Source organism: Xanthomonas sp. XNM01, from assembly GCF_014851915.1.
GTDB lineage: Bacteria > Pseudomonadota > Gammaproteobacteria > Xanthomonadales > Xanthomonadaceae > Pseudoxanthomonas.
In genome coordinates this window covers 92,138-114,718 of the sequence record NZ_JACVAP010000001.1, presented here as the reverse complement: position 1 = coordinate 114,718, position 22,581 = coordinate 92,138, and the positions used below count along the sequence as shown (strand labels likewise).

Annotated in this window: 18 protein-coding genes and 1 pseudogene; 7 read left to right on the top strand and 12 right to left on the bottom strand. The window is 69.9% G+C overall.

The features are described from left to right. Positions 1 to 82 precede the first annotated feature (82 nt). Positions 83 to 1,066: a LysR family transcriptional regulator gene (locus IB242_RS00520; protein ID WP_192275247.1), complete on the bottom strand. Its 984-nt coding sequence runs from the start codon at positions 1,064 to 1,066 to the stop codon at positions 83 to 85. Positions 1,067 to 1,272: 206 nt separating this feature from the next. On the opposite strand from IB242_RS00520, the pseudogene cobA reads away from it, so the two are divergent. Further along, positions 1,273 to 2,058 (top strand): annotated as a pseudogene (gene cobA / locus IB242_RS00515) (uroporphyrinogen-III C-methyltransferase); the annotation flags it as partial. Positions 2,059 to 2,098: 40 nt separating this feature from the next. After that, positions 2,099 to 3,058: a cysteine synthase A gene (cysK, locus tag IB242_RS00510; RefSeq protein ID WP_192275245.1), complete on the top strand. Its 960-nt coding sequence runs from the start codon at positions 2,099 to 2,101 to the stop codon at positions 3,056 to 3,058. A gap of 111 nt (positions 3,059 to 3,169) precedes the next feature. Here the strand turns inward: cysK and IB242_RS00505 are convergent, their stop codons facing one another. From IB242_RS00505 to IB242_RS00480, 6 genes are read right to left on the bottom strand one after another with little or no spacing between them, the layout of a single operon-like run. Next, positions 3,170 to 3,769, bottom strand: a complete 600-nt coding sequence (locus IB242_RS00505; RefSeq protein ID WP_225539926.1) for a cytochrome c3 family protein — start codon at positions 3,767 to 3,769, stop codon at positions 3,170 to 3,172. Positions 3,770 to 3,772: 3 nt separating this feature from the next. Then, positions 3,773 to 4,339 (bottom strand): nitrate reductase cytochrome c-type subunit, encoded by a 567-nt coding sequence (locus tag IB242_RS00500; RefSeq protein ID WP_192275244.1) that lies wholly within the window; start codon positions 4,337 to 4,339, stop codon positions 3,773 to 3,775. A 13-nt stretch (positions 4,340 to 4,352) separates the two neighbouring features. Further along, positions 4,353 to 6,848 carry a periplasmic nitrate reductase subunit alpha gene (napA, locus tag IB242_RS00495; RefSeq protein ID WP_192275243.1) on the bottom strand — a complete coding sequence of 832 codons (2,496 nt, stop codon included), beginning with the start codon at positions 6,846 to 6,848 and terminating at the stop codon, positions 4,353 to 4,355. Then, positions 6,845 to 7,141 (bottom strand): chaperone NapD, encoded by a 297-nt coding sequence (locus IB242_RS00490; RefSeq protein WP_192275242.1) that lies wholly within the window; start codon positions 7,139 to 7,141, stop codon positions 6,845 to 6,847. The genes napA and IB242_RS00490 overlap by 4 nt, the downstream gene beginning before the upstream one ends. Then, positions 7,138 to 7,653 carry a ferredoxin-type protein NapF gene (gene napF, locus IB242_RS00485; protein ID WP_192275241.1) on the bottom strand — a complete coding sequence of 172 codons (516 nt, stop codon included), beginning with the start codon at positions 7,651 to 7,653 and terminating at the stop codon, positions 7,138 to 7,140. The genes IB242_RS00490 and napF overlap by 4 nt, the downstream gene beginning before the upstream one ends. Positions 7,654 to 7,656: 3 nt before the next feature. After that, positions 7,657 to 7,821 carry a periplasmic nitrate reductase, NapE protein gene (locus tag IB242_RS00480; protein ID WP_192275240.1) on the bottom strand — a complete coding sequence of 55 codons (165 nt, stop codon included), beginning with the start codon at positions 7,819 to 7,821 and terminating at the stop codon, positions 7,657 to 7,659. Positions 7,822 to 7,964: 143 nt separating this feature from the next. Between IB242_RS00480 and hemN the strand changes: the two genes are divergently transcribed. The 3 genes from hemN (at position 7,965) to IB242_RS00465 (ending at position 13,162) form a co-directional block, all read left to right on the top strand. Continuing rightward, a complete protein-coding gene (gene hemN / locus IB242_RS00475; protein WP_192275239.1) occupies positions 7,965 to 9,362 on the top strand; it encodes an oxygen-independent coproporphyrinogen III oxidase in 1,398 nt (465 codons plus the stop codon). Positions 9,363 to 9,402: 40 nt separating this feature from the next. After that, positions 9,403 to 10,152: a helix-turn-helix domain-containing protein gene (locus tag IB242_RS00470; protein WP_225539924.1), complete on the top strand. Its 750-nt coding sequence runs from the start codon at positions 9,403 to 9,405 to the stop codon at positions 10,150 to 10,152. Between the two features lie 712 nt (positions 10,153 to 10,864). Beyond that, positions 10,865 to 13,162 (top strand): nitric-oxide reductase large subunit, encoded by a 2,298-nt coding sequence (locus tag IB242_RS00465; protein WP_192275237.1) that lies wholly within the window; start codon positions 10,865 to 10,867, stop codon positions 13,160 to 13,162. 112 nt (positions 13,163 to 13,274) lie between these two features. Here the strand turns inward: IB242_RS00465 and IB242_RS00460 are convergent, their stop codons facing one another. Then, complete coding sequence (locus IB242_RS00460) at positions 13,275 to 13,700, bottom strand: helix-turn-helix domain-containing protein (RefSeq protein ID WP_192275236.1); 426 nt, start codon at positions 13,698 to 13,700, stop codon at positions 13,275 to 13,277. Positions 13,701 to 13,792: 92 nt separating this feature from the next. Here IB242_RS00460 and IB242_RS00455 point away from each other — a divergent pair, with 92 nt between their 5' ends. Then, positions 13,793 to 14,641, top strand: a complete 849-nt coding sequence (locus tag IB242_RS00455) for an SDR family oxidoreductase (protein ID WP_192275235.1) — start codon at positions 13,793 to 13,795, stop codon at positions 14,639 to 14,641. Between the two features lie 177 nt (positions 14,642 to 14,818). Then, positions 14,819 to 17,599 carry an EAL domain-containing protein gene (locus IB242_RS20775; protein ID WP_343237061.1) on the top strand — a complete coding sequence of 927 codons (2,781 nt, stop codon included), beginning with the start codon at positions 14,819 to 14,821 and terminating at the stop codon, positions 17,597 to 17,599. Between the two features lie 258 nt (positions 17,600 to 17,857). Here IB242_RS20775 and IB242_RS00445 read toward each other — a convergent pair whose 3' ends face one another. The 4 genes from IB242_RS00445 to IB242_RS00430 all read right to left on the bottom strand — a co-directional run bounded on the left by IB242_RS00445 (position 17,858) and on the right by IB242_RS00430 (position 22,462). Further along, positions 17,858 to 18,358: a hypothetical protein gene (locus IB242_RS00445; RefSeq protein ID WP_192275234.1), complete on the bottom strand. Its 501-nt coding sequence runs from the start codon at positions 18,356 to 18,358 to the stop codon at positions 17,858 to 17,860. A 32-nt stretch (positions 18,359 to 18,390) separates the two neighbouring features. Continuing rightward, entirely contained in the window at positions 18,391 to 21,273 is a 2,883-nt protein-coding gene (locus IB242_RS00440; protein ID WP_192275233.1) for a TonB-dependent receptor, read from the bottom strand. A 507-nt stretch (positions 21,274 to 21,780) separates the two neighbouring features. Further along, on the bottom strand, positions 21,781 to 22,050 hold the full coding sequence (locus IB242_RS00435) for a hypothetical protein (RefSeq protein ID WP_192275232.1): 270 nt from the start codon (positions 22,048 to 22,050) through the stop codon (positions 21,781 to 21,783). Positions 22,051 to 22,153: 103 nt separating this feature from the next. Next, on the bottom strand, positions 22,154 to 22,462 hold the full coding sequence (locus IB242_RS00430) for a hypothetical protein (protein ID WP_192275231.1): 309 nt from the start codon (positions 22,460 to 22,462) through the stop codon (positions 22,154 to 22,156). Between the last annotated feature and the right edge of the window lie 119 nt (positions 22,463 to 22,581).

The following is a 22,581-nucleotide window of genomic DNA, read 5'->3' as shown; positions in this document are numbered from 1 at the left end:
CAGGCCGCCGCAATGGGATGGCCGGCCGGTCCAGCACAGGGTCCGCCAAGGCCATCGCATTACCGCGCCAGCCTGTACCGGTTCAGCTGGTGATGGTCTGGGTCAGCGATTCCCAGGTCGGCGGCTCCGGCCAGTCCGGTTCCTGGTTGCCGTCCAGCACGCGGCGCAGGTCGCGCTTGTCGATCTGCGGCGCGAGCACGTTGACCAGTTCCAGCGCGTAGTCGCGCAGCACGCGCTCGCGCGGCAACACCGCCCAGGCGATGCATTCGTTGATCTCGCCCGGCGCCGGCCAGCCGCGCAGGTCGGTGTCGCCGGCGCCGACCGCCATCTCGGCCAGCAGGCCAACGCCCAGGCCGGCACGCACGTAGGTCTTGATCAGGTCGGCATCGAGCGCGGTCAGGGCCACGGTCGGCTCCAGCCCGAGCTTGCCGAAGGCACGCTGCAGCGAGGATTCGGGCCGGGTCGAGGACTCGTAGCTGATCAGGGGCTGCTGGGCCAGCTCGGCCATGTCGGGCGCGCGCCCGGCGCGGTCCAGCGCATGTCCGCGCGGCACCAGCACTAGCCGCCGCCAGCGGTACAGCGGCACGGCCACCCCACCCTGCGGCTCGCCGCCGGCGGTGCTGACCACGGCCATGTCGGCGTCGCCCTGGCCGAGCAGGTCCAGCGCCGCGCCCTCGGCCGCCTGCTGCAGGTGCACGCTGACCTGGGGGAAGGCGCGCTTGATCTGCGCGATCGCCGGCGGCAGCACGAACCGGGCCTGGGTATGGGTGGTGGTCAGGGTCAGCTGGCCCTGGCTCTCGCGCCGCTGGTTGGCCGCGTAGGCGCGGATGTTGGCGGTCTCGGCCAGGATCACCCGCGCCCGGTCCAGCACTTCGCTGCCGGCCGGGGTGATCGCTTCCAGGCTGCGGCCCTTGCGGACGAACAGCAGGAAGCCCAGTTCGTCCTCCAGCTGCTTGAGCTGTTTGGACAGACCGGGCTGGGTCGCGTGCACGCGCGCCGCCGCCAGGGTGATGTTGAGCCCGGCGTCGGCGATGGCGACGAGGTAGCGCAGCTGGGTCAGGGTCATCGGCGGGCCGTCAGGACAACGAAGCATGAACACCGGAGGCGGGTGCCCGACTCTAGATCAAACCACGTTCCGGGCCTTATAACCAACCGCGATGATGCCGCGCCGACTGGTTATTTCCGCCACTTATAACCGGACGTTAGGGTCGTGTTCCGCCTCGCTGCCGGCCCGCCACCGTGACCCAGTTCCGTCCAGGCCCGACCTTCGAACTCGCTGCCGGCGCTGTCGCCCTGGTGGGTGCCGGTCCTGGCGACCCGGGCCTGCTCACGCTCAACGCGCTGCGTGCGCTGCAGCAGGCCGACGTGATCCTGCACGACCGCCTGGTCGACGCCGCGATCCTTGCACTGGCCGGTCCGCAGGCGCGGCTGGTCGAGGTCGGCAAGTCGGCCGGCGACCACAGCATGCCGCAGGACGCGATCCATGCGCTGATGCTGGCCGAAGCGCGCGCCGGCCACCGGGTGGTGCGGCTCAAGGGCGGAGACCCGTTCGTGTTCGGCCGTGGCGGCGAGGAGCTGGAGTTCCTGCGCGCGCACGGCATCGGCTTCCAGGTGGTGCCGGGCATCACCGCCGCGCTCGCCTGCGCCGCCTACAGCGGCATCCCGCTGACCCATCGCGACCACGCGCAGTCGCTGCGCCTGGTCACCGCGCACTGCCGCGAGTCGCTGGACACCCTGGACTGGCAGGCGCTGGCGCAGGAGCGGCAGACCCTGGCCGTCTACATGGGCGTGGCCGGGCTGGAACAGCTGCAGGCCCGGCTGCTGGCTGGCGGGCGGGCGGGACACACGCCGTTCGCGCTGGTCGAGAACGGTTCGCGGCCGGAACAGCGCGTCATCACCGGCACCCTCGACACGCTGCCCGACACCGCCCGCGCGCATGCTGTGGCATCGCCGGCGCTGCTGATCCTCGGCGAGGTCGCCGGACTGGCGGCCGGGCTGCACTGGTTCGGCGCTGCGCCGCTGCAGGCATCCCCTCTCCCACTCGCGTACGCGGCCTGAGCCGACGCGCCCTCCTCTTCCGGTCGACAGGACGAAAACAATGGCCATCTACGACAGCATTCTCGACACCATCGGCCGTACTCCGGTCGTGCGCCTGCATCGCATCGCTCCGGCGCACGTGGAGCTCTACGCCAAGGTCGAATCCTTCAATCCGGCCGGCTCGGTCAAGGACCGCCTGGCCCTGGCGATCGTGCTCGACGCCGAGGCCAAGGGCCTGCTCAAGCCCGGCGACACCATCGTCGAGGCGACCTCGGGCAATACCGGCGTGGCGCTGGCAGCAGTCGCCGCGGCGCGCGGCTATCGTTTCGTCGCGACGATGGTCGAGACCTTCTCGATCGAGCGCCGCAAGCTGATCCGTGCCTACGGCGGCAAGGTGATCCTGACCCCGGCCGCCGAGCGCGGCAGCGGCATGGTCCGCAAGGCCGAGGAACTGGCCAGCAAGCACGGCTGGTTCCTGGCGCGCCAGTTCGAGAACGCGGCCAACCCGGCCTACCACCGTCAGACCACCGCCGCCGAGATCCTGCGCGACTTCGCCGGCCGCCGGCTCGATCACTTCGTCAGCGGCTGGGGCACCGGCGGCACCCTGACCGGCGTCGGCGAGGTGCTGCGCCTGGCCCGTCCGGAAGTGAGGATCGTCGCCGCCGAACCGGCCAACGCCGCGCTGCTGGCCGGCAACGAATGGAAGCCGCACAAGGTGCAGGGCTGGACCCCGGACTTCGTCCCGCAGGTGCTCAACCGCGAGGTCGCGCACCAGTTCGTCACCGTGTCCGACGAGGACGCGATCGGCACCGCGCGCCGGCTGGCGGCCGAGGAAGGCATCTTCACCGGCATCTCCGCCGGCGCCACCGTCGCGGCCGCACTGCAGGTGGCGGCCAGCGCGGCCGAGGGCAGCGTGCTGCTGGCGGTGCTGCCCGACACCGGCGAGCGCTACTTCTCCACGCCGCTGTTCGAAGGCGTCAACGAAGGCTCGGACGACGACTGGCTGGCCTCGCTGGGCTGATCCACCGGTCGGGCCACGGCGGAATCGGGACGCAGCCGGCCTCGTGCCGGCTGTTTCCGTTCGGGGATGCGGTACCGAAGGCAGGCCCGCCTGCGGCGGCGCCCGCGGCGATCAGCCCTGCGGCACGCCCCGCATGTCCGGCAGATGGTGGGCGACGCCCTTGTGGCAGTCGATGCAGGTCTTCTCGCCGGTCCCCAGCCACAGCTTGTGGATCTGCGCGGCCCGCGAGCCCTGCCGGGTCAGGTCCATCGAGTCGTAGTCGTGGCAGTTGCGGCACTCCAGCGAATCGTTGGCCTTCAGCCGCGCCCACTCGTGCATCGCCAGTTCCAGGCGGTGGTCGAGGAACTTCTCGCGGGTATCGATGGTGCCGAAGATCTTGCCCCAGACCTCCTTGGAGGCCTGCATCTTGCGGGCGATCTTGTCGGTCCAGTTGTGCGGCACGTGGCAGTCCGGGCAGGTCGCGCGCACGCCGGAGCGGTTGCTGTAGTGGATCGTGGTCTTCAGCTCCTCGAACACGTTGTCGCGCATTTCGTGGCAGCCGGTGCAGAACTCCTCGGTGTTGGTCGCCTCCAGCGCGGTGTTGAAGCCGCCCCAGAAGATCACGCCGGCCATGAAGCCGGCCAGGGTCAGGAAACCCAGGCTGTAGTGCACGCTCGGCCGGCGCAGGGTACGCCAGTAGCCCAGGACCCAGTCGCGGAGGCGACGCAGCATGGCTCAGTCCTCCTTCCCGGGCGCGGCCAGGACGCTGTCGATGTCCTGGAAGGTATTGGCGACCAGGGTCGGGGCATCGGTCTGGACCACGTGGCACTGGCTGCAGAAGTAGCGCCGCGGCGAGATCGTCGCCAGGAACTGGTCGTCGCGGTCCATGTAGTGGGTGACCGACACCGGCGGCGCCTGGAAGGTCGCCGCGTTCGAGCGCGCGTGGCAGAGCATGCAGCGGTTGGTGTTCTTGTCGACCTCGTAGCCGTCGATGGCGTGCGGGATGGTCGGCGGCTGCATCGGGTAGGCGCGGACGCGCTTGATGTCGTCGTTGACCACCCGCGCCATCGCCGGCGGTGCGTGCTCCTGGTCGATCGGCACGCCACGGCGGATCGCATCGATCTGCCCCGGCACGGGCAGCAGGCCAGCCTCGTCGATCGGCGTGGCCACCGGCGCCGGCCCGGTCGCGGCGGCGACCTGCTTCTTCTCCGACAGACCGCCGAACATCCAGCCGGCGACGAACACCAGCACCAGCAGCACGCCGGCGAGCCCGGCGGCGATCAGGAACGATTTGTTCTGCATGGCCATGTCCTCCTTACGCCGCCTGGATCCTGACCGCGCACTTCTTGTAGTCGGTCTGCTTGGAGATCGGATCGGTCGCGTCCAGCGTGACCTTGTTGATCAGCTGGCCGGCATCGAACCACGGCACGAACACCACGCCCTTGGGCATGCGGTTGCGGCCGCGCGTTTCCACCCGCGAGAGCATCTCGCCGCGCCGCGACACGACCTTGACCGGGTCGCCGCGCTTGAGGCCGCGCGCGCGGGCATCGTCCGGATTCATGAACACCACCGCGGCCGGGACCGCGCGGTAGAGCTCGGGCACGCGCATCGTCATCGAACCCGAATGCCAGTGTTCGAGCACGCGACCGGTCACCAGCCACATGTCGTAATCGTCGTCCGGCGACTCGGCCGGCGGTTCGTAGGGCAGCGCCCAGATCACCGCGCGTCCGTCCTTGTTGCCGTAGAACTCGAATCCCTTGCCCGCCTTCACGTACGGGTCGGCGCCTTCGCGGTAGCGCCACAGGGTTTCCTTGCCATCGACCACCGGCCAGCGGATGCCGCGCGCACGGTGGTAGTCGTCGAACGGCGCCAGGTCGTGCGCGTGGCCGCGGCCGAACTCGGCATATTCCTCGAACAGGCCCTTCTGCACGTAGAAGCCGAATGCCTCCGACTCGCGGTTGGCATAGCCTTCCTCGATCTGCTCGACCGGAAACGCGTTGACCTTGCCGTTGGCGTACAGCACGTCGAACAGGGTCCTGCCCTTGTATTCGGGATGTGCGGCCAGCAGCTCGGCCGGCCAGCATTCATCGGTGGTGAAGCGCTTGGAGAACTCCATCAGCTGCCACAGGTCCGAGCGTGCGTCGCCCGGCGCATCCACCAGCTGGTGCCAGAACTGGGTGCGGCGCTCGGCGTTGCCGTAGGCGCCCTCCTTCTCCACCCACATCGCCGCGGGCAGGATCAGGTCGGCGGCCTGCGCGGTCACGGTCGGATAGGCGTCGGAGACGACGATGAAGTTGTCCGGATTGCGGTAGCCGGGCCAGGTCTCCTCACGCAGGTTCGCCGCCGCCTGCATGTTGTTGTTGACCTGCACCCAGTAGGCGTTGAGCTTGCCGTCCTTCAGCGCGCGGTTCTGCTCCACCGCGTGGTAGCCGATCTTGTCCTTGATGATCCCGTGCGGGATCTTCCAGATTTCCTCGGCGTGGTGGCGGTGCTCGGGATTGGTCACCACCATGTCGGCCGGCAGGCGATGGCTGAAGGTGCCGACCTCGCGCGCGGTGCCGCAGGCCGAGGGCTGGCCGGTCAGCGAGAACGGGCTGTTGCCGGGCGTGGCGATCTTTCCGGTCAGCAGGTGGATGTTGTAGACCATGTTGTTGGCCCACGTGCCACGCGTGTGCTGGTTGAACCCCATGGTCCAGAACGACATCACCTTGATCTCGGGGTTCGCGTACAGTTCGGCCAGCTGCTGCAGCCAGCCGCGCTCGACCCCGGTCATCTCCACCGCCCGGTCCAGCGTGTATGGCGCGACGAAACGGGCGAACGCCTCGAAGTCGATCGGCTCGCCGCCGTTCGGATCATCGGCGTTCTTGGCCGCGACCTGCAGCGGATGCTCCGGGCGCAGGCCGTAGCCGATGTCGTCGTTGCCGCGCTTGAAGGTGGTGTGCTTGTCGACGAAGTCCCTGTTGACCTTGCCGCTCTGGATGATGTGGTTGGCGATGTAGTTGAGCATCACCAGGTCGGTCTGCGGCTTGAACACGATCGGGATGTCGGCAAGCTCGAAGCTGCGGTGCTCGAACGTGGACAGCACCGCGACCTTGACGTGCGGACGCGACAGGCGCCGGTCGGTGACCCGGGTCCACAGGATCGGATGCATCTCGGCCATGTTCGAGCCCCACAGCACGAACGCGTCGGCGGCCTCGATGTCGTCGTAGCAGCCCATCGGCTCGTCCATGCCGAAGGTGCGCATGAAGCCGGTCACCGCCGAGGCCATGCAGTGGCGGGCGTTCGGATCGATGTGGTTGCTGCGGAAGCCGGCCTTCATCAGCTTGTTGGCCGCATAGCCCTCGAAGATCGTCCACTGGCCGGAGCCGAACATGCCGATGCCGTCGCCGCCCTTGGTCCTGAGCACCTTCTTGAACTGCTCGGCCATCACGTCGAAGGCCTCGTCCCAGTCGACCGGCACGAAATCGCCGTCCTTCGCGTAGACGCCGTTCTTCTTGCGCAGCAGCGGCGTGGTCAGGCGGTCGCTGCCGTACAGGATCTTGGACAGGAAGTAGCCCTTGACGCAGTTGATGCCGCGGTTGACCTCGGCATGCACGTCGCCATGGGTGGCGACCACGCGCCCTTCCTTGACCGCCACGTTGACGCCGCAGCCGGTGCCGCAGAACCGGCACGGCGCCTTGTCCCACTTCAACGCGGTCAGGTCGCCCTCGACGACGAAATTGGTGGTGGCGCCCGGCACGGACATGCCGGCGGCGGCGGCGGCCGTGGCCACGGCACTGTTGCGGATGAAATCGCGACGGGTGGTCGTCATGACGCGGCTCCAGGGACGGAAGGCGATGCCAGCGGGGCGTCGAGCGCCTCGCGTGGCTCCGCATGGTGGTAGACGAGATTGACGCCGAGCACGCCGGGCAGCGCGCGCAGGCTTTCGACGCGGTCCATCAGCGCGTACTGGTCGCCGGATTCGCACAGCACGATGCTGCGGAAGCCTTCGCTGCCGGCCAGTTCCAGGTCGTCGCTGGCCGCGATGGCCGCCAGCAGCGTGTCGAGCGCCTCGGCCCGGTGCTGGACGACGAAACTGGCGATATGGACATCGTGGCGCTTCATGCGGGCACTCCAGTCGATGGGACGCCGGCGTCGGCACGCAGCGAGACGGCCGCGGTCGGGCACACGCCAACACAGGCGCCGCAGCCGCTGCACGTTGCCGGGTCGATCACCGGCACCGCGACCGGGCCACGGCGCTGCATGCGGATCGCCCGCTCCGGGCAGGCCTCGGCGCAGCTGAGGCAGACCACGCCCTGCCCGGTCAGGCAGGCCTCGCCGAGCACGGCGACGTGGCCCCATGGCGCGGATGCGCCGCGCTGCAGCGCGCGGGGCGCGCAGGCATCGGCACAGTCACCGCAGAACGTGCATTCGCCGCGGGCCGGCTCGAACACCGGCAGGCCGCCACCGGCGCGGACCAGGACCTGTTCCGGACAGGCCTGGATGCAGCGGTCGCAGGCGGTGCAGGCGGCGAGGAAGGCGGGCTCGGCCAGCGCCCACGGCGGCCGCAGGGGTGGCGGCGCGTGGACACGCCCGCGCAGCAGCGCGCGGCGGGAGAGGTCGGGTGAGGCGGCCATCGCTCAGTGCCCGGTCGGCGGGCCGCTGACGAACATCTGCCAGAACCAGACCGCGAAGCCGTAGGCGGCAACGAACAGGACCGCGAGCGTGGGAAAGACGACAGCCGTCAACAGCAGGAACGCGGTGCGTTCGCGGGCTTTGCCTTCGTTGCGATGTGGCGGGTCCATCGGCATGCCCCCTTGGCGTGCGCGGCGACTGGCTGTCTCGACGTGCGGACGCTATCACATGGCGAAGAATCTTCACATCGCCGCATCGCCAACCCTTGATCTGCATCAATGTTGCGGATAAGTGCGCGCGCTAGCCTGCATCCATGCCCCCGACCACGCCCCTCTTCGATCCGGAGCTGCTGCGCCGTTACGACCTTCCCGGTCCCCGGTATACGTCGTATCCGACCGCGCCGCAGTTCTCCTCCTCCTTCCGCGAAGCCGACCTGCGCGAGATCGCGTCGATCACCAACGGCGATCCGATCCCGCGCCCGATGTCGATCTACGTGCACGTGCCGTTCTGCACCAGCCCGTGCTTCTACTGCGGCTGCAACCGCATCATCACCCGCGACACCGCGCGTGGCGACGCCTACCTGACCCGGCTCTACCGCGAGATCGGGATGATGGCGCCGCTGTTCGACCGCGACCGCGAGGTGGTGCAGCTGCACTTCGGCGGCGGCACGCCCAACTTCCTCTCGCCCGAGCAGCTGGCCGAGACGGTGGACGTGATCGCCCGTCACTTCCAGCTCGCCCGCGGCCAGCAGCTGGACTGCTCGATCGAGCTCGATCCCCGCTTCGTCTCGCCCGAGGACATCGCGGTGCTGGCCAAGGCCGGCTTCAACCGCGCCAGCCTCGGCGTGCAGGACTTCGACCCGGCGGTGCAGCAGGCGGTCAACCGGATCCAGAGCGTCGAGCAGACCCTGGCGGTGATCGAGGCCTGCCGCGCCAACGGCATGCGCTCGGTCAACGTCGACCTGATCTACGGCCTGCCGCGGCAGAGCCTGGAGGGTTTCGAGCGCACCCTGGACATCGCACTGGAGGCGCGCCCGGACCGGTTCGCGATCTACAGCTACGCGCACCTGCCCAGCCTGTTCCGCCCGCAGCGCCAGATCCGCGAGGAAGAGCTGCCGACGCCCGAAGTGAAGCTGGCCCTGCTGCAGCGCGCGATCGAGCGCCTGGGCGAGGCCGGTTACGTCTACATCGGCATGGACCACTTCGCCCTGCCCACCGACGAGCTGGCCATCGCCCAGGCCAAGGGCGGCCTGCACCGCAACTTCATGGGCTACACCACCTGCGCCGACAGCGACCTGATCGGCCTGGGCGTCAGCGCGATCAGCCACATCGGCGCCAGCTTCAGCCAGAATCCGCGCGACCTGCAGAGCTGGGAGCAGGCCATCGACGAGGGCCGGCTGCCGGTCTGGCGCGGGATGCGGATGAACGAGGACGACGTCCTGCGCGCCGACGTGATCCAGCAGCTGATGTGCCACGGCGAGCTGGACTTCGACCGGGTGGGCGAGCGCCACGTGATCGATTTCCGCAGCTACTTCGCCGAAGCCGTGCAGCGCCTGGGCGCGCTCGCCGACGACGGCCTGGTCGAGGTGAGCGCGGCCGGCATGCGCGCGACTTCCCGGGGCAAGCTCCTGCTGCGTATCATTGCGATGTGCTTCGACCGATACCTGCCAGCGCCCGGAACTGCGACCACGCAGTTCTCCCGTACCGTCTGAATCTGCCCGGGAGGACCGGATGAGTTCGGAACGGAGCGGCATGGGCGTCGTATTCCCGCGCACCGATGCCAGCATCATCGCTGACGATGGCGACACGCTGACATTCTGTTCGACCTGCGCGTTCTCGCAGGCCTGCCTGTCCGAAGGCATGGACAAGCGGGCGCTGATGGACCTGCACGTGCTGGTCGAGCATGTCGGCCCGCTCAAGGCCGGCGACCACGTGTTCCGCGAAGGCGACCGCTTCGATGCGATCGCCGCGGTGCGGGCCGGCACGGTCAAGACCTACCTGATCGACCGCGACGGCCGCGAGCAGGTGCTGGGCTTCCATCTGCCCGGCGAGGTCATCGGCCTCAACGCGATCGATGGCGACCACTACCCCTGCAATGCGGTGGCGCTGGACACGGTGATGCTGTGCCGGTTCTCGTTCCCGCGCATCGCCCTGCTCGCCGCGCGCCTGCCCAACCTGCAGCAGCACCTGTTCCGGCTGATGAGCCGCGACATCGGCGTGGCCTCGCTGTTCGCCGGCGACCATTCGGCCGACGAGCGCATGGCCGCGTTCCTGATCGGCCTGTCGCGGCGCCTGGCTCAGCGCGGGTTCTCGCCGCGCCGCTTCCAGCTGACGATGTCGCGCACCGACATCGCCAACTACCTGCGCCAGGCTCCGGAAACGGTCAGCCGCGTGCTGCGCCGTTTCGAGCGCGACGGCCTGCTGCAGATCAAGCAGCGCGACGTGGAGATCATGGACCTGACCCGGCTCGAGGAAATCGCGCTGGCAGTCCTGCGCCACTGATCGGCGCACCCGTTCCGCGGAATCCCGGTCGACCCGCTCGCCGACGCCGACCCGGTCAGCCGCACCGCTCGACCGGCCGGACGCGGCGACACGCACCTGCCGGCGGGCGATGCAGGCCCGACGAAGCATCGTCGCCGATCCACGGGTGTCCTGCGGCCGCTGACTGCCCGAGCCGCCTTTCGTCGACGGATTCCTTTACCGCGACACGGTGACGCCGCCCCGGCGGCGGAACGGAGACCGCCATCGCCCCCCGCCCTTGCGCCGGACAGCGTCGGGCGGCCGGCATCGCGCGCACGCAGGTGTCGACGCCGGCAGCGGCCTCAGCGCCGACCCGCACGCCGAGGCCGCTCCGGGCAGGCAGGCGAACGGCAGCGATTCAAGCGCCCCCTTTTCTCGGTGTCGACGTCAGGAGCGCGTCCAACCAGCGTCATGGCTGCGGGCATGCCGCCGACCTCGCGCGTCGAGCGCATACCGCACCAGCACCGCCACGGTCCACGCCACGGAATCCGGGAGACTGCCTGGCCTCTCTCTCTGGTCGTGCATGCAGGCCACGGATCAGGCCATCGGTGCCTGCGACACATCCGCGCCATGATCTGGATCATGGAACGGCCGCCGGCAACCTGCATCGCCGGCATGGCTTGACGTACGTCATGGAGGCCGCGGCGACACGCGACGAACATGCGCGCGTTACCCAACGCCGAGTGAAAACCCCATGAATTCCACCCGCAAGCTATGGGTCGGGCTCGCTGCCCTGCTCATCGCTTCGTTCGCCGTCCTGCTCTGGGTCGGCAGCGAAGTCCACCGCCACGCCCCTCCCTTGCCGGAGGCACTGGTCGACCAGACCGGCGAGGTCCTCTACACGCGCAAGGACATCGAGACCGGCCGCCAGGTCTGGCAGTCGATCGGCGGCCAGCAGCTCGGCTCGATCTGGGGCCATGGCGGCTACGTCGCGCCGGACTGGGGCGCCGACTGGCTGCACCGCGAGGCCGAGGCCGTGCTCGACATCTGGGCAAAGCGCGAGCATGGCGTGGACAGCTACACGCAGCTGGACGGGCCGACCCAGGCCGCCTACACGCGTCGCGTGCAGGACCTGCTGCGCCCGAACACCTACGAGGCCGCCACCGGCAACGTCACCATCGACAATGATCGTGCCGCGGCCATCCGCCAGGTCGCCGCGCACTACGAGGTGCTGTTCGGCAACGATCCGTCGATGGTCGAGCTGCGCGAAGCCTATGCGATGCGCAACGACACCGTGCCCGATGCCGAACACCGCCGGCAGATGACGGCGTTCTACTGGTGGGCGGCGTGGTCGTCGATCACCGAACGTCCGGGCGACACCATCACCTACACCGCCAACTGGCCCTACGACGAGCTGGTCGGCAACACCGCGCCTCCGGGCGCCTTCATGTGGACCGTGTTCAGCGTGCTGTTCCTGATCGCGGGCATCGGCCTGCTCGGCTGGCACTACGCGGTCAACCACGGCGACGAGATGGAGCCGGTGCTGCCCAAGACCGACCCGCTGGCGGCGATCAAGGTCACCCCGTCGATGCGAGCCACCGCCAAGTACTTCTGGGTGGTGATCGCGTTGTTCCTGGTGCAGATCCTGCTGGGTGCGACCACCGCGCACTACCAGGTGGAAGGCCAGGAAGCCTACGGCTTCGCGCTGTCCGAGATCCTGCCCTACGCGCTGACCCGCACCTGGCACACGCAGCTGGCCGTGCTGTGGATCGCTACCGCCTGGCTGGGCATGGGCCTGTACATCGCGCCAGCGATCTCCGGCCACGAGCCGAAGTTCCAGCGGCTCGGCGTCAACGTGCTGCTGGCCTGCCTGGTGATCATCGTGGTCGGCTCGTTCACGGGCCAGTGGTTCGCGGTGATGCAGAAGCTCGGCCTGGACCGCAACTTCTGGTTCGGCCACCAGGGCTGGGAATACGTCGACCTCGGCCGCTTCTGGCAGTGGTTCCTGTTCATCGGTCTGGTGCTGTGGCTGACCCTGGTCGGCCGTGCGCTGTGGCCGGCGATCCGCAACGGCGGCGAGTCCAAGTCCATCGTCAGCCTGCTGTTCCTGTCGGTGGTCGCGATCGGCGTGTTCTACGCGGCCGGCCTGATGTGGGGCGAGCACACCCACCTGTCGATGGTCGAGTACTGGCGCTGGTGGGTCGTCCACCTGTGGGTCGAAGGCTTCTTCGAGGTGTTCGCGGTGGCGGTCATCGCCTTCCTGTTCACCCGCCTGGGCCTGCTGCAGGTGCGCACCGCCACGGTCGCCGTGCTGTTCGCCACCATCGTGTTCATGGCCGGCGGCGTGCTCGGCACCCTGCACCACCTGTACTTCACCGGCACGCCGACCTCGGTCATCGCGCTGGGCGCCAGCTTCTCGGCGCTGGAAGTGGTGCCGCTGGCCTATGTCGGCTTCGAGGCGTACCACAGCTACAGAATGGGCAAGTCCACACCGTGGATGCAGAAGTACAAGTGGCCGATCATGTTCTTCATCGCGGTCTCGTTCTGGAACCTGGTGGGCGCCGGCCTGTTCGGCTTCCTGATCAACCCGCCGCTGCCGCTGTACTACATGCAGGGCCTGAACCTGACCGCCAACCACGGCCACACCGCGCTGTTCGGCGTGTACGGCATGCTCGGCATCGGCCTGATGCTGTTCTGCCTGCGCGGCCTCAAGCCGGACCTGCAGTGGAGCGAGCGACTGATGAAGACCAGCTTCTGGTCGCTCAACATCGGCCTGGCCGGCATGTCCGCCTTCACCCTGCTGCCGCTGGGCATCCTGCAGCTCAACGCCACGCTCAAGCACGGCTACTGGTACGCCCGCTCGGCCGAGTTCATGCAGCAGCCGCTGATCGACCTGCTGGTGTGGATGCGCGTCCCAGCCGACACGCTGTTCAGCGTCGGCGCGTTCGCGCTGGCGATCTTCGTGTTCCGCCTGTGGGTGGCGCCGAAGCGCGCGACGCCGGTCTCGACCGCCGCTGCGGCCGCGGCCGCGGCGATCACGCCCAAGCACTGAGCCGTTCCGGCATCATCGTGTGACGCATCAGGGCCGCATCCGCGGCCCTGATGCATTTCGGCGATCCGCGTCGCGGACGATCGAGCGCCCCCGCCCGCCACGGAACCGACGCTCAGGCCGCGTCGACGTCCTCGCCCGGACGCCCGGCCAGGATCTGCGGCAGCATCACCTCGATCCAGTCGGCCAGGTCGCGCACCTTCTCCGCCGCCTCCCGCCCGAGCGGCGTCAGCGTGTACTCCACATGCGGCGGCACGGTGTTGAACGCGCGGCGCTCGAGCATCCCGTCGCCTTCCAGCCATTGCAGGGTCTGCGCCAGCATCCGCTCGCTGACGCCACCGATCGCGCGTCGCAACTGGCTGAAACGCTGCGTTCCCGGCAGCAGCGCGATCAGCACCAGCACGCCCCAGCGGCTGGTCAGATGCTTGAGCACCTCGCGCGACGGACAGGCCGCCGCCATCAGGTCTCCGCGGCCCAGCCGGTCCGACAGGGTCTGGCCGGCACCCGGCGTCGAGGGGGAAACCGGCTCCCGTCCGGACATCTCACTTACCTTCATGTGCGTACTTACGAAAAGTAATTCTGGATTCTACAGTGGTTTCCCCGTCCACCCGGACATCCCAAGGACCCACCCCCATGACCACCATCGCCATCACCGGCGCCACCGGCCAGCTCGGCCGCCTGGTCGTCGCCTCGCTGCTGAAGCAGGTACCCGCCACGGACGTGATCGCCCTGGTCCGCGACACCGCCAGGGCCGCCGACCTGGGCGTGCAGGCGCGTCGGTTCGACTACACCCGGCCCGACACCCTGCCCGCCGCGCTGCAGGGCGTGGACACGCTGCTGCTGATCTCCGGCAACGAACTCGGCCAGCGCGCCGCCCAGCACGCCAACGTGATCGCCGCGGCCAAGGCCGCCGGCGTGCGTCGCGTCGTCTACACCAGCCTGCTGCGCGCGGACAGTTCGCCGCTGAGCCTGGCCCCCGAGCACCACCAGACCGAGCAGGCGCTGCAGGCCTCCGGCCTGGCCTGGACCATCCTGCGCAACGGCTGGTACACCGAGAACTACACCGGCTCGATCGATGCGGCGCTGGCGCATGGCGCGTTCCATGGCAGTGCCGGCAACGGCCGCATCGCCTCGGCCGCGCGCGCCGACTACGCCGATGCCGCCGTCGCGGCGCTGACCGGCAGCGGCCATGACGGCAAGGTCTACGAGCTGGCCGGCGACAGTGCGTGGACGCTGGCCGAACTGGCCGCGGAGATTTCGCGCCAGACCGGCAAGGACATTCCCTACCGCGACATCGCCGAGGCCGACTACGCCGCCGCACTGGCCGCCGCCGGCCTGCCGGCCGGTTTCGCCGCCGCGCTGGCCTCGTTCGATGTCGGCGCCTCGCAGGGCGCACTGGACGACGACGGCCACCAGCTCTCGGCCCTGATCGGCCGTCCGACCACGCCGCTGGCGGACTCGGTGCGCGCCGCCCTGGCCTGATCGGCCCGCGCCACGCCCGCGCATCCGCGCGTCTCCTCGCCGAAGGAAACCGGTGGCACAATGCCAGCGGTTTCCGACGCGGCTCAGGGGGAGTCCGGACGGCCATGAACACAGACCTCGCCCGTCGCCCTGCCGCGACGCCCGCAGTCGGATGCGTTGCACGGCCCGGGGCGATGCGTGTCCGCCCCGGCTGAGGACGTGCCCGCCGGGCCGACGCCGTCATCCACTCCGCATGCGCGCCGGGCGCCGCCACGCGCGCGCCTGGTGTCCACCCTGGCCCGGACCACCGTGGTGCTCGGGCTGCTCGCCCTCACCGCGCTGGCCTGGCAGAGCATCGGCGCGATGCGCAAGTCGGCGCGGGCCGACGTCGAGACCGCCCTGCTGCGGACCCAGGAACGGCTGCAGACCCTGATCCACGCGGCGGAGATGACCGCCGGTTCCGCACGCCGGGCCGCGTTGTCGCCGGACGTCTCCAGCGACACCCTGCAGGCCGCGCTGGAACGCAGCCTGGCCGCCTTCGAGCAGCGGCCCGAACTGAGCCACCTGGGCATCGCGCTGGAGGCCACCGGAACCTACGGCTATCTCCAGCGCGGCGCCGATGGCGGCATCGAACTGTGGATGTTTCCCGGCGCCGGCGAACCCGTACCGGTGGTCCGCGTCCTGGCCCTGACCGACACCGGCCTGGCGCCGCGCCGGGAACTGCCCGGCGACGGCTACGATCCGCGCACGCGTCCGTTCTACCGGCAGGCGGTCGAGCACGGCCGCGGCAGCTGGATGCCTGCCTACCGCTGGATGCCGCGCGACGACGGGCAGCCGCTGTGGGGCTTCAGCTACGTCGAACCCTTCCACGGCGCCGACGGCCGGCTGCTGGGCGTGATCGATGCCGATTTCGACATGCCGGCGCTCAACCGCTTCCTCGACGCGCTCGCCACGCAGTACGCGGCCACCTTCCATGTGCTCGAGCCCTCCGCGGTCGGGCTGCAGCTGATCGCCGGCCCCGGCGTGCAGCGCGCACCGCTGCCGGCACCGGCCGCACTGGCGGCGCTGGCCTCCGGCGACGGCGACACGTTTTCCGGCGACGTCGAACTGGATGGCCAGGGCCAGTGGACCGCCTCGCGCCGCGTCGCGCTGGGCGAGGGCCTGGACTGGCTGCTGACCGCCTCGCGCGACCGCGACCTGGTCGGGATGCCGCTGCGACAGCAGGCCTGGCAGCTCGGTGTGATGCTGCTGATCATCGCCGCCGGCGTGGTCCTGGCGCTGGCCCGGCGCCAGGCCGAACGGCAGCTGCGCGAGGAACGCGACTACGCCGACGCGGTGCTCGATGCCCTGCCGGGCGTGTTCCACCACTACGACGACACGCTGCACCTGCGCCGCTGGAACCACAGCCTGGAAGAGGTCACGGGCTACAGCCCGCGCGAACTGGACGGCATGACCCCGCACGGGTTCTTCCCCGAGGACCAGCACCCGCTGGTGGATGCCGGGATCGAGGAGGTGTTCGACCACGGCTCCTTCGCGCTGGAGGCCGATTACCTGCTCAAGGACGGGCAGCGCGTGCCCTACCTGTTCACCGGCGTGCAGTTCCAGGTCGGCGGCAAGCCCGGCTTCGTCGGCCTGGGCACCGACGTCACCGAACTCAAGCAGGCCCAGCAGCGGGTGCTGTACCTGGCCACCCACGACGGCCTGACCGGCCTGGCCAACCGCAACCTGCTGCTGCAGCAGCTCGCCCGGGCGCTGCAGGAGGCCCGCGGCAGCGGCCGGCTGGTGGCGCTGATGCTGCTGGACCTGGACCGCTTCAAGGTGGTCAACGACGGTGGCGGGCACGCCTTCGGCGATGCGGTGCTGCGCGCGGTGGGCGAGCGCCTGTCGGGCATGCTGCGCACCGGCGACCTGGTGGCGCGCCAGGGCGGCGACGAGTTCCTGGTGATGCTGACCGGCCTGGAAAGCACCGACGAGGCGCATGCGGTGGCCGCGCGCATCGCCGGCAGCCTGGCCCAGCCGCTGACCGTGCAGGGCCGCCAGGTGCATCCGACCGCCAGCATCGGCGTGAGCGTGTTCCCGCAGGATGGCGACAGCATCGAGACGCTGATCGGCCATGCCGACGTGGCGATGTACCGGGCCAAGGACCTGGGTGGCAACCACTGCCAGCCGTTCACCCCGGCCATGAGCGAGCAGACGCGCGAGCGCGTCGCGCTGGAAGCGGGCCTGCGCACGGCCGCGGCCGAGGGCCAGCTGCAACTGGCCTATCAGCCCAAGGTCGACCTGGCCAGCGGCCGCATCACCGGCTGCGAGGCGCTGCTGCGCTGGCAGCATCCGGAGTTGGGCAGCGTGTCGCCGGCGCGCTTCATCCCGGTCGCCGAGGATTCGGGGCTGATCGTGCCGATCGGCGACTGGGTGCTGCGCACCGCCTGCAGCCAGGCCAGGGCGTGGCTGGATGCCGGCCACGGCGGCGTCAGCGTGGCGGTGAACCTGTCGGCGCGCCAGTTCCTGCAGCAGGACGTGGCCGCCTGGGTCGCACGCACGCTGGAGGACACCGGCCTGCCTGCCGACCGGCTGGAACTGGAGCTGACCGAAAGCCTGGTCGCGCAGGATCCGGACACGCTGATCGCGACCATCGACCGGCTGCGCGCGCTCGGCGTGAAGCTGTCGATCGACGATTTCGGCACCGGCTATTCGAGCCTGTCCTACCTCAAGCAGTTCCGCGTGGACACGCTGAAGATCGACCAGTCCTTCGTCCGCGACATGCTGGACGAACCCAAGGACGCGACCATCGCGCTGGCCGCGATCGGCCTGGCCCACGAGCTTGGCTTCAAGGTCATCGCCGAGGGCGTGGAGACCGCGTCGCAATGCGAGTTCCTGCGCGAGCGCGGCTGCGACGAGATCCAGGGCTACTACTTCAGCCGGCCGGTCACCGCCGCCGCGTTCGAGGCGATGCTGGAAGCGGACCGCCGCCTGGCATGACCGCGACGGACGTGACGCGGAGCACGCTGCCGCCACTGCCGCTGGTGCCGCTCACCGGCGGCGACAGCGGCATGCGGCCACGCGACACGATGCAGCGCCTGCGCCACGCCGGACACTGCATGACGGAACCCCGCCGCGGGGCGGCTCCGCGCCGCGGCGTGGCGACGATGCGGGACACGACGAAGGCCGGACGCCTGCCGCATCCGGCCTTTCGTGCACCGCAGGTGTGGTGCGGGCGCCCGGGTCGGGCGCCGCGCGTCAGCGGACGATCTTTCCGTCGATGATCGGGTAGTAGACCGAGGGGACTTCCTCGTCGATGTCCACTTCGAGCAGGCTGGTGTCCCAGTGCTCGGTGGTGATCTCCCAGCGGTTCTTCTCACCGGCCACGTAGGCCTCGATGTCCGGGTACAGCTTCCTGATCAGCTCGCCGCGCGACAGGCCCAGCGGCTTGGGGTTGGCCGGCGAGATGTTGATGATCACGAAGTCGTAGTTGCCGGAGAACTGGTGGCTGCTCAGCGCGTAGACCGTGCTGCTGGTGGTGGTGCCGGCCTTGATCTGCGCATCCATGATCGGGCGGTGCCACTTCTTGTACAGCGCCAGCCATTCGTCCTGCTTGCCCGGTGCGACCTTGTAGTAGCTGATGCCGACGCGCGGCTGGTCGGGCAGCTGGCGGCCGGCCAGGGCCTGCGCCGCGGCGCTCTGGATGCCGGCGATGGCCAGGCCGGCGATGGCGATCATGACGAGGAGCCTGTTCTTCATCGTGTGTTCCTTGCGGGTGGTGGTGTGGTGGGTCAGAGCTTCAGGGTCAGGCCGACGAAGTACTGGCGGCCGTAGATGTCGTAGGTGCTGGCGTTGGTCACGCCGGCGATGCCGCCGACCTGCGGCGGGTCCTTGTCCAGCAGGTTGTTGATCCCCGCATTGACGGTCAGGCGTTCGCCGAATTCCCAGCCGCCGAACAGGTCGAAGTAGCTGTAGGCACCGACACCGGGCGTGGTGGAGGCGGGATTGAGCACCTTCGAGGAGTGCTCCATTGCACCCGTATAGCGCCAGCGCAGGCCGATGCTGCCCGGGCCCTGCCGGTAACGCGCGTGGCTGACCGCCTTCCAGGTCGGCAGGGTGCCGACGTGGCCGGCGTAGTCGTAGCTGTTGCCGCCCCTGACCGACTGCACCTCGTAGCGGTCGACCCAGCTGGCCACCGTGCCCAGGGTCAGCTGCGCGCCGTTGCCCAGCGCCCGCTGCCAGTCGATCTGCACATCGACGCCGCTGGTCTTCAGGCTGCCCATGTTCGAAGTGGGCTTGTCGATGTTGTCGATGCGGCCGGTGTCGGCGTTGCGCCGGATCAGGCTGCAGTAGAAATTGTCGGCCGCGTAGCCGGGGTTGGAGCCATCGCGGTTGAAGCAGGCGGCCAGCACCTGGGTCGAACTCAGCGTACCGATCACGTCCTCGACCGTGATGTCGAACCAGTCGGCGGCCAGCGACAGGCCGGTGCCTTCCGGCGTCCACACCACGCCCAGCGTGTAGGTGTCGGCGCTTTCGGGCTTCAGCGCGGTGTTGCCGGCGCGGGTCGCCAGCGATTCGCGCTGGGTGTCGATGTAGCTGCCCAGCAGGCCGGCCGGCACGCCCTGCGCCAGGCACAGCGCCTCGACGGCGGCGGCGTTGGCGCCGCTGCGCAGCGGACTGCCGGCCTGGCACTGGTCGCCCTCGCCGTTGGCCACCAGGCCGTAGCCGTTGGACTCGGTCTCCGCGGCCACATACAGCTCGCCGACGCTGGGCGCACGCACCGCACGCTGGTAGCCGCCACGCACGCGCAGGCCCGGTGTCAGCGCCCAGGTGAAGTCCGCCTTGTAGGTATCGACGCCGCCGGCGGTCTCGTAATCCGAGTAGCGGTAGGCCAGGCCCAGATCCAACGAGTGGGCCAACGGCGTGTCGTACAGCAGCGGCAGCAGGGTCTCGACGTAGAGCTCCTTGACGCTGGTGCTGCCGCCGCTGGCCCCACGTGCCGGCACGCCGACGATGCCGCCCTGGCGCAGCAGGCGGTCGGGCTGGAAGTCGTAGCTGTTGCGACGCCAGCCCAGGCCGGAGGCGAAGCGCACCTCGCCGGCCGGCAGGTCGAACAGGCCACCCTGCAGGTTGGCTTCCAGCACCTCCTGCTCGAACACGGTCTCGCTGACGGTCGCCGCGACCAGGTACTCGCGGCACTGCGCCGACAGCCCGGTCAGGCCGAACGGGTCGTAGCCGCCGGCGCACAGGCTGACGCCACCGTCGGCGGCGTTGAGCAGGTTGCGCAGCGACTGGGTCACCACCGCGCCGTTGTTGGTCTCGTGGACGCTGGTGCGGCCCTTGCTGGCGTAGATGTCCCAGGAGCCGTTGATCGCGTCCAGCTCGCCCTTCACCCCGCTCAGGAACTGCCAGCTGTCGAAGCTGCGCTCGAAGGTGCGCGGGCCGGCCTCGCCGAAACGCTTGTGCAGCCGGAACGCCGCGTTGGGGTTGCTGCGCGAGGCCAGGATCGTGCGCAGGTCGTCGGGAATGAACGGATTGCCGACCGGCACGTCGATGCCGATGTTGCCGGCCTCGGCCGCGACATAGCTGTCCAGGCTGGACCAGCTGAACTGGCCGTAGACCTGCACATCGTCGGTGACGTCGTAGGTCGCACGGCCGAACGCGGTGTGGCGCTCCAGCGGCACCTGGATCAACGAGACCTGGTTGAGGTTGTTGAGCTGGGTGCCGGTGTCGTTGAGCAGCGTGTCGGAGCCACGCCAGTTGAACGGACCCTTGTTGGCGGCGAACAGCGTGCCGTCGTCGTTGAAGCCCAGGTAGGTCGTCGCGCTGACCGGCACCCGGCCGGCGGCGGCGCCATAGCGGCCGAACACCTGGTCCACCGCCGCCTGTGTCGGCAGGTTGCCGCCGAACTCGTAGGTGCCGGTCTGCAGGCGGAAGTCGGTGCCGCCGGGATTCCTGCGGAAGAACTCGCGGGCCATGTAGTCCACGCCCTCGCGGTCGGTCCACGAGAACGACAGCACCGCGTTGCCGCGCCCGTCGGCGAAGTTGCCGCCGATGGTCAGCGCGATGTCGGTCGTGTCGCCATCGCCTTCCGCGTAACGGCTGTGCCGGGTATCGAGCTGGATGCCCTCGAAGTCGTCGCGCAGCTGCACGTTGACCACGCCGGCGATCGCATCCGAGCCGTACACCGCCGAAGCGCCGCCGGAAATGATCTCCACGCCGGAGATCAGCGCGGTCGGAATCGTGTTGACGTCGACCACGTTGTCGGTCGTCGATGGCTGCAGCCGGCGGCCGTCCAGCAGCACCAGGTTGCGCTGCGCACCGAGGCCGCGCAGGTTCAGCGTGGCTTGGCCGGTGCCGCCCCAGCCGGCGTTGGTCTTGTTCGCGCCCAGGCCCAGCTGCGGCAGCTGGTTCAGCGCTTCCTCGACGGTGGGTGCGCCGGTGGACGCGATGGTCTCGGCGGTGACCGTGGTCAGCGGACTGCTGCTGGTGTAGTCGACCCGGGCGATGCGCGAGCCGGTGACGTTGACCGCGTCGAGCTGGCGCGCGGTGTCGGCGGCGGGCGTGGCCCCGGCGGCGGCCTGCTGCGCGGACGCCAGCGCCGGCGCCAGCAGCAGGTGGGCGAGCAGCAGCGACAGCGTGGTGCGGCGCGCGCCGACGCGGCGTGCAGGCAACAGTCGTCCGGTGCCGTCCCGGCCACGGGACGGAGCAAGATGCGGAAAGAGCATGGAAGAAGCCCGGTTGCGGATCGATGGATCGTCGTTGCCGTCCGGATCCGCCGCACGCGAAGGTGCAGTGGATCCGCAGGCAGTCGATCCTTCGAAGGCCCCAACGACGCGTTGCCCGGCGGCAACGGCGGCCATCTTCGGTGCTGCGCCGCAACGCGGCTAATGACCTGGCGTCATCTTCTTATTCGTTTCGCGCACGCGACCGGAGGCGATCGCCGCACATCGGCAGATCGTGTGGCCGACACCGTCGATGGCGGCAGATCCGCGTGGTGACGCACCGGCATTTCGCGATGCATCGGGTCGGGTCGCGACGAGACGCGTGGCATCGCACGCGCGTGCACCGCCATGTGCTGCCATGCGCGGCACTGCATCGCTGTTCCCGCTGCGGACCGGGCGCCGGGCGTCGGCGCCGATCCGCGGTGACGGCGAGCCGACCGTCGCGACCGGCCCGGATCAGCCGTGCTTGCAGCCGCAGCCGCAGCAGTTGTCGCCAGCCGGTGCGGTGCTGTCCTCGCCGTCGAGCAGCTCGGCGGCCTCGCCCAGTTCCCGCAGCAGGCGGGTGACCTCCTCGGGCGCCATCACGGTCAGCACCGTCATCCGCCCGCTGTCGGGGTCGAGCGCGACCTGCGCGTCCGGATCGACGGTGCGCATCGCGGCATTGATCGCGGCCAGCCGCGACAGACCGTCGCTGACGCTGGGGAAGACTTCTCGGGAAGCGGACATTGGGACTCCGTAGGCTGGGGCGCAGGCGCCCGGGATGCACCACCCCGGGGTGGCTGCGGTGCGCACTCTAGGCCGCGCCCCACCCTGCCCGCCTTGACGGGGATCAAGCCCCGCCCGGGCGGAGCGGCGTGGTTGCGCTGCGTGCGTCATCGCGGCGGCAGCGACGCCCATCGCAGCCGCCGCAGCAGCCACCGGCGGGCGGGCCGGAACGCGCAGCGTGGCGGTCGTCCAGGTCGTGGATCAGACGCTCGAGCAGCGCCGGGACCATCACCGTGAGCACGCTGATCCGGCCGCTGGCCGGATCGAACGCGGTCCGCGCATCCGGGTCGACCGCACGCACCGCGGCGTCGACCTCGGCCACCCGTGCCGGGTCGTCGCCGACCTCGTGCCGCCATCGCAAGGCATCGCCCATCGCGCCGTCCCCCGTTTGCCGCGCGCGGCGCGGCGACCTGCGCGGACTGTACGGCCCGGCAGGACCGCCAGGCCTTGCGCAGGATCAAGCCGCCCTGACCCAGGTCAAGGCGGCCCGGC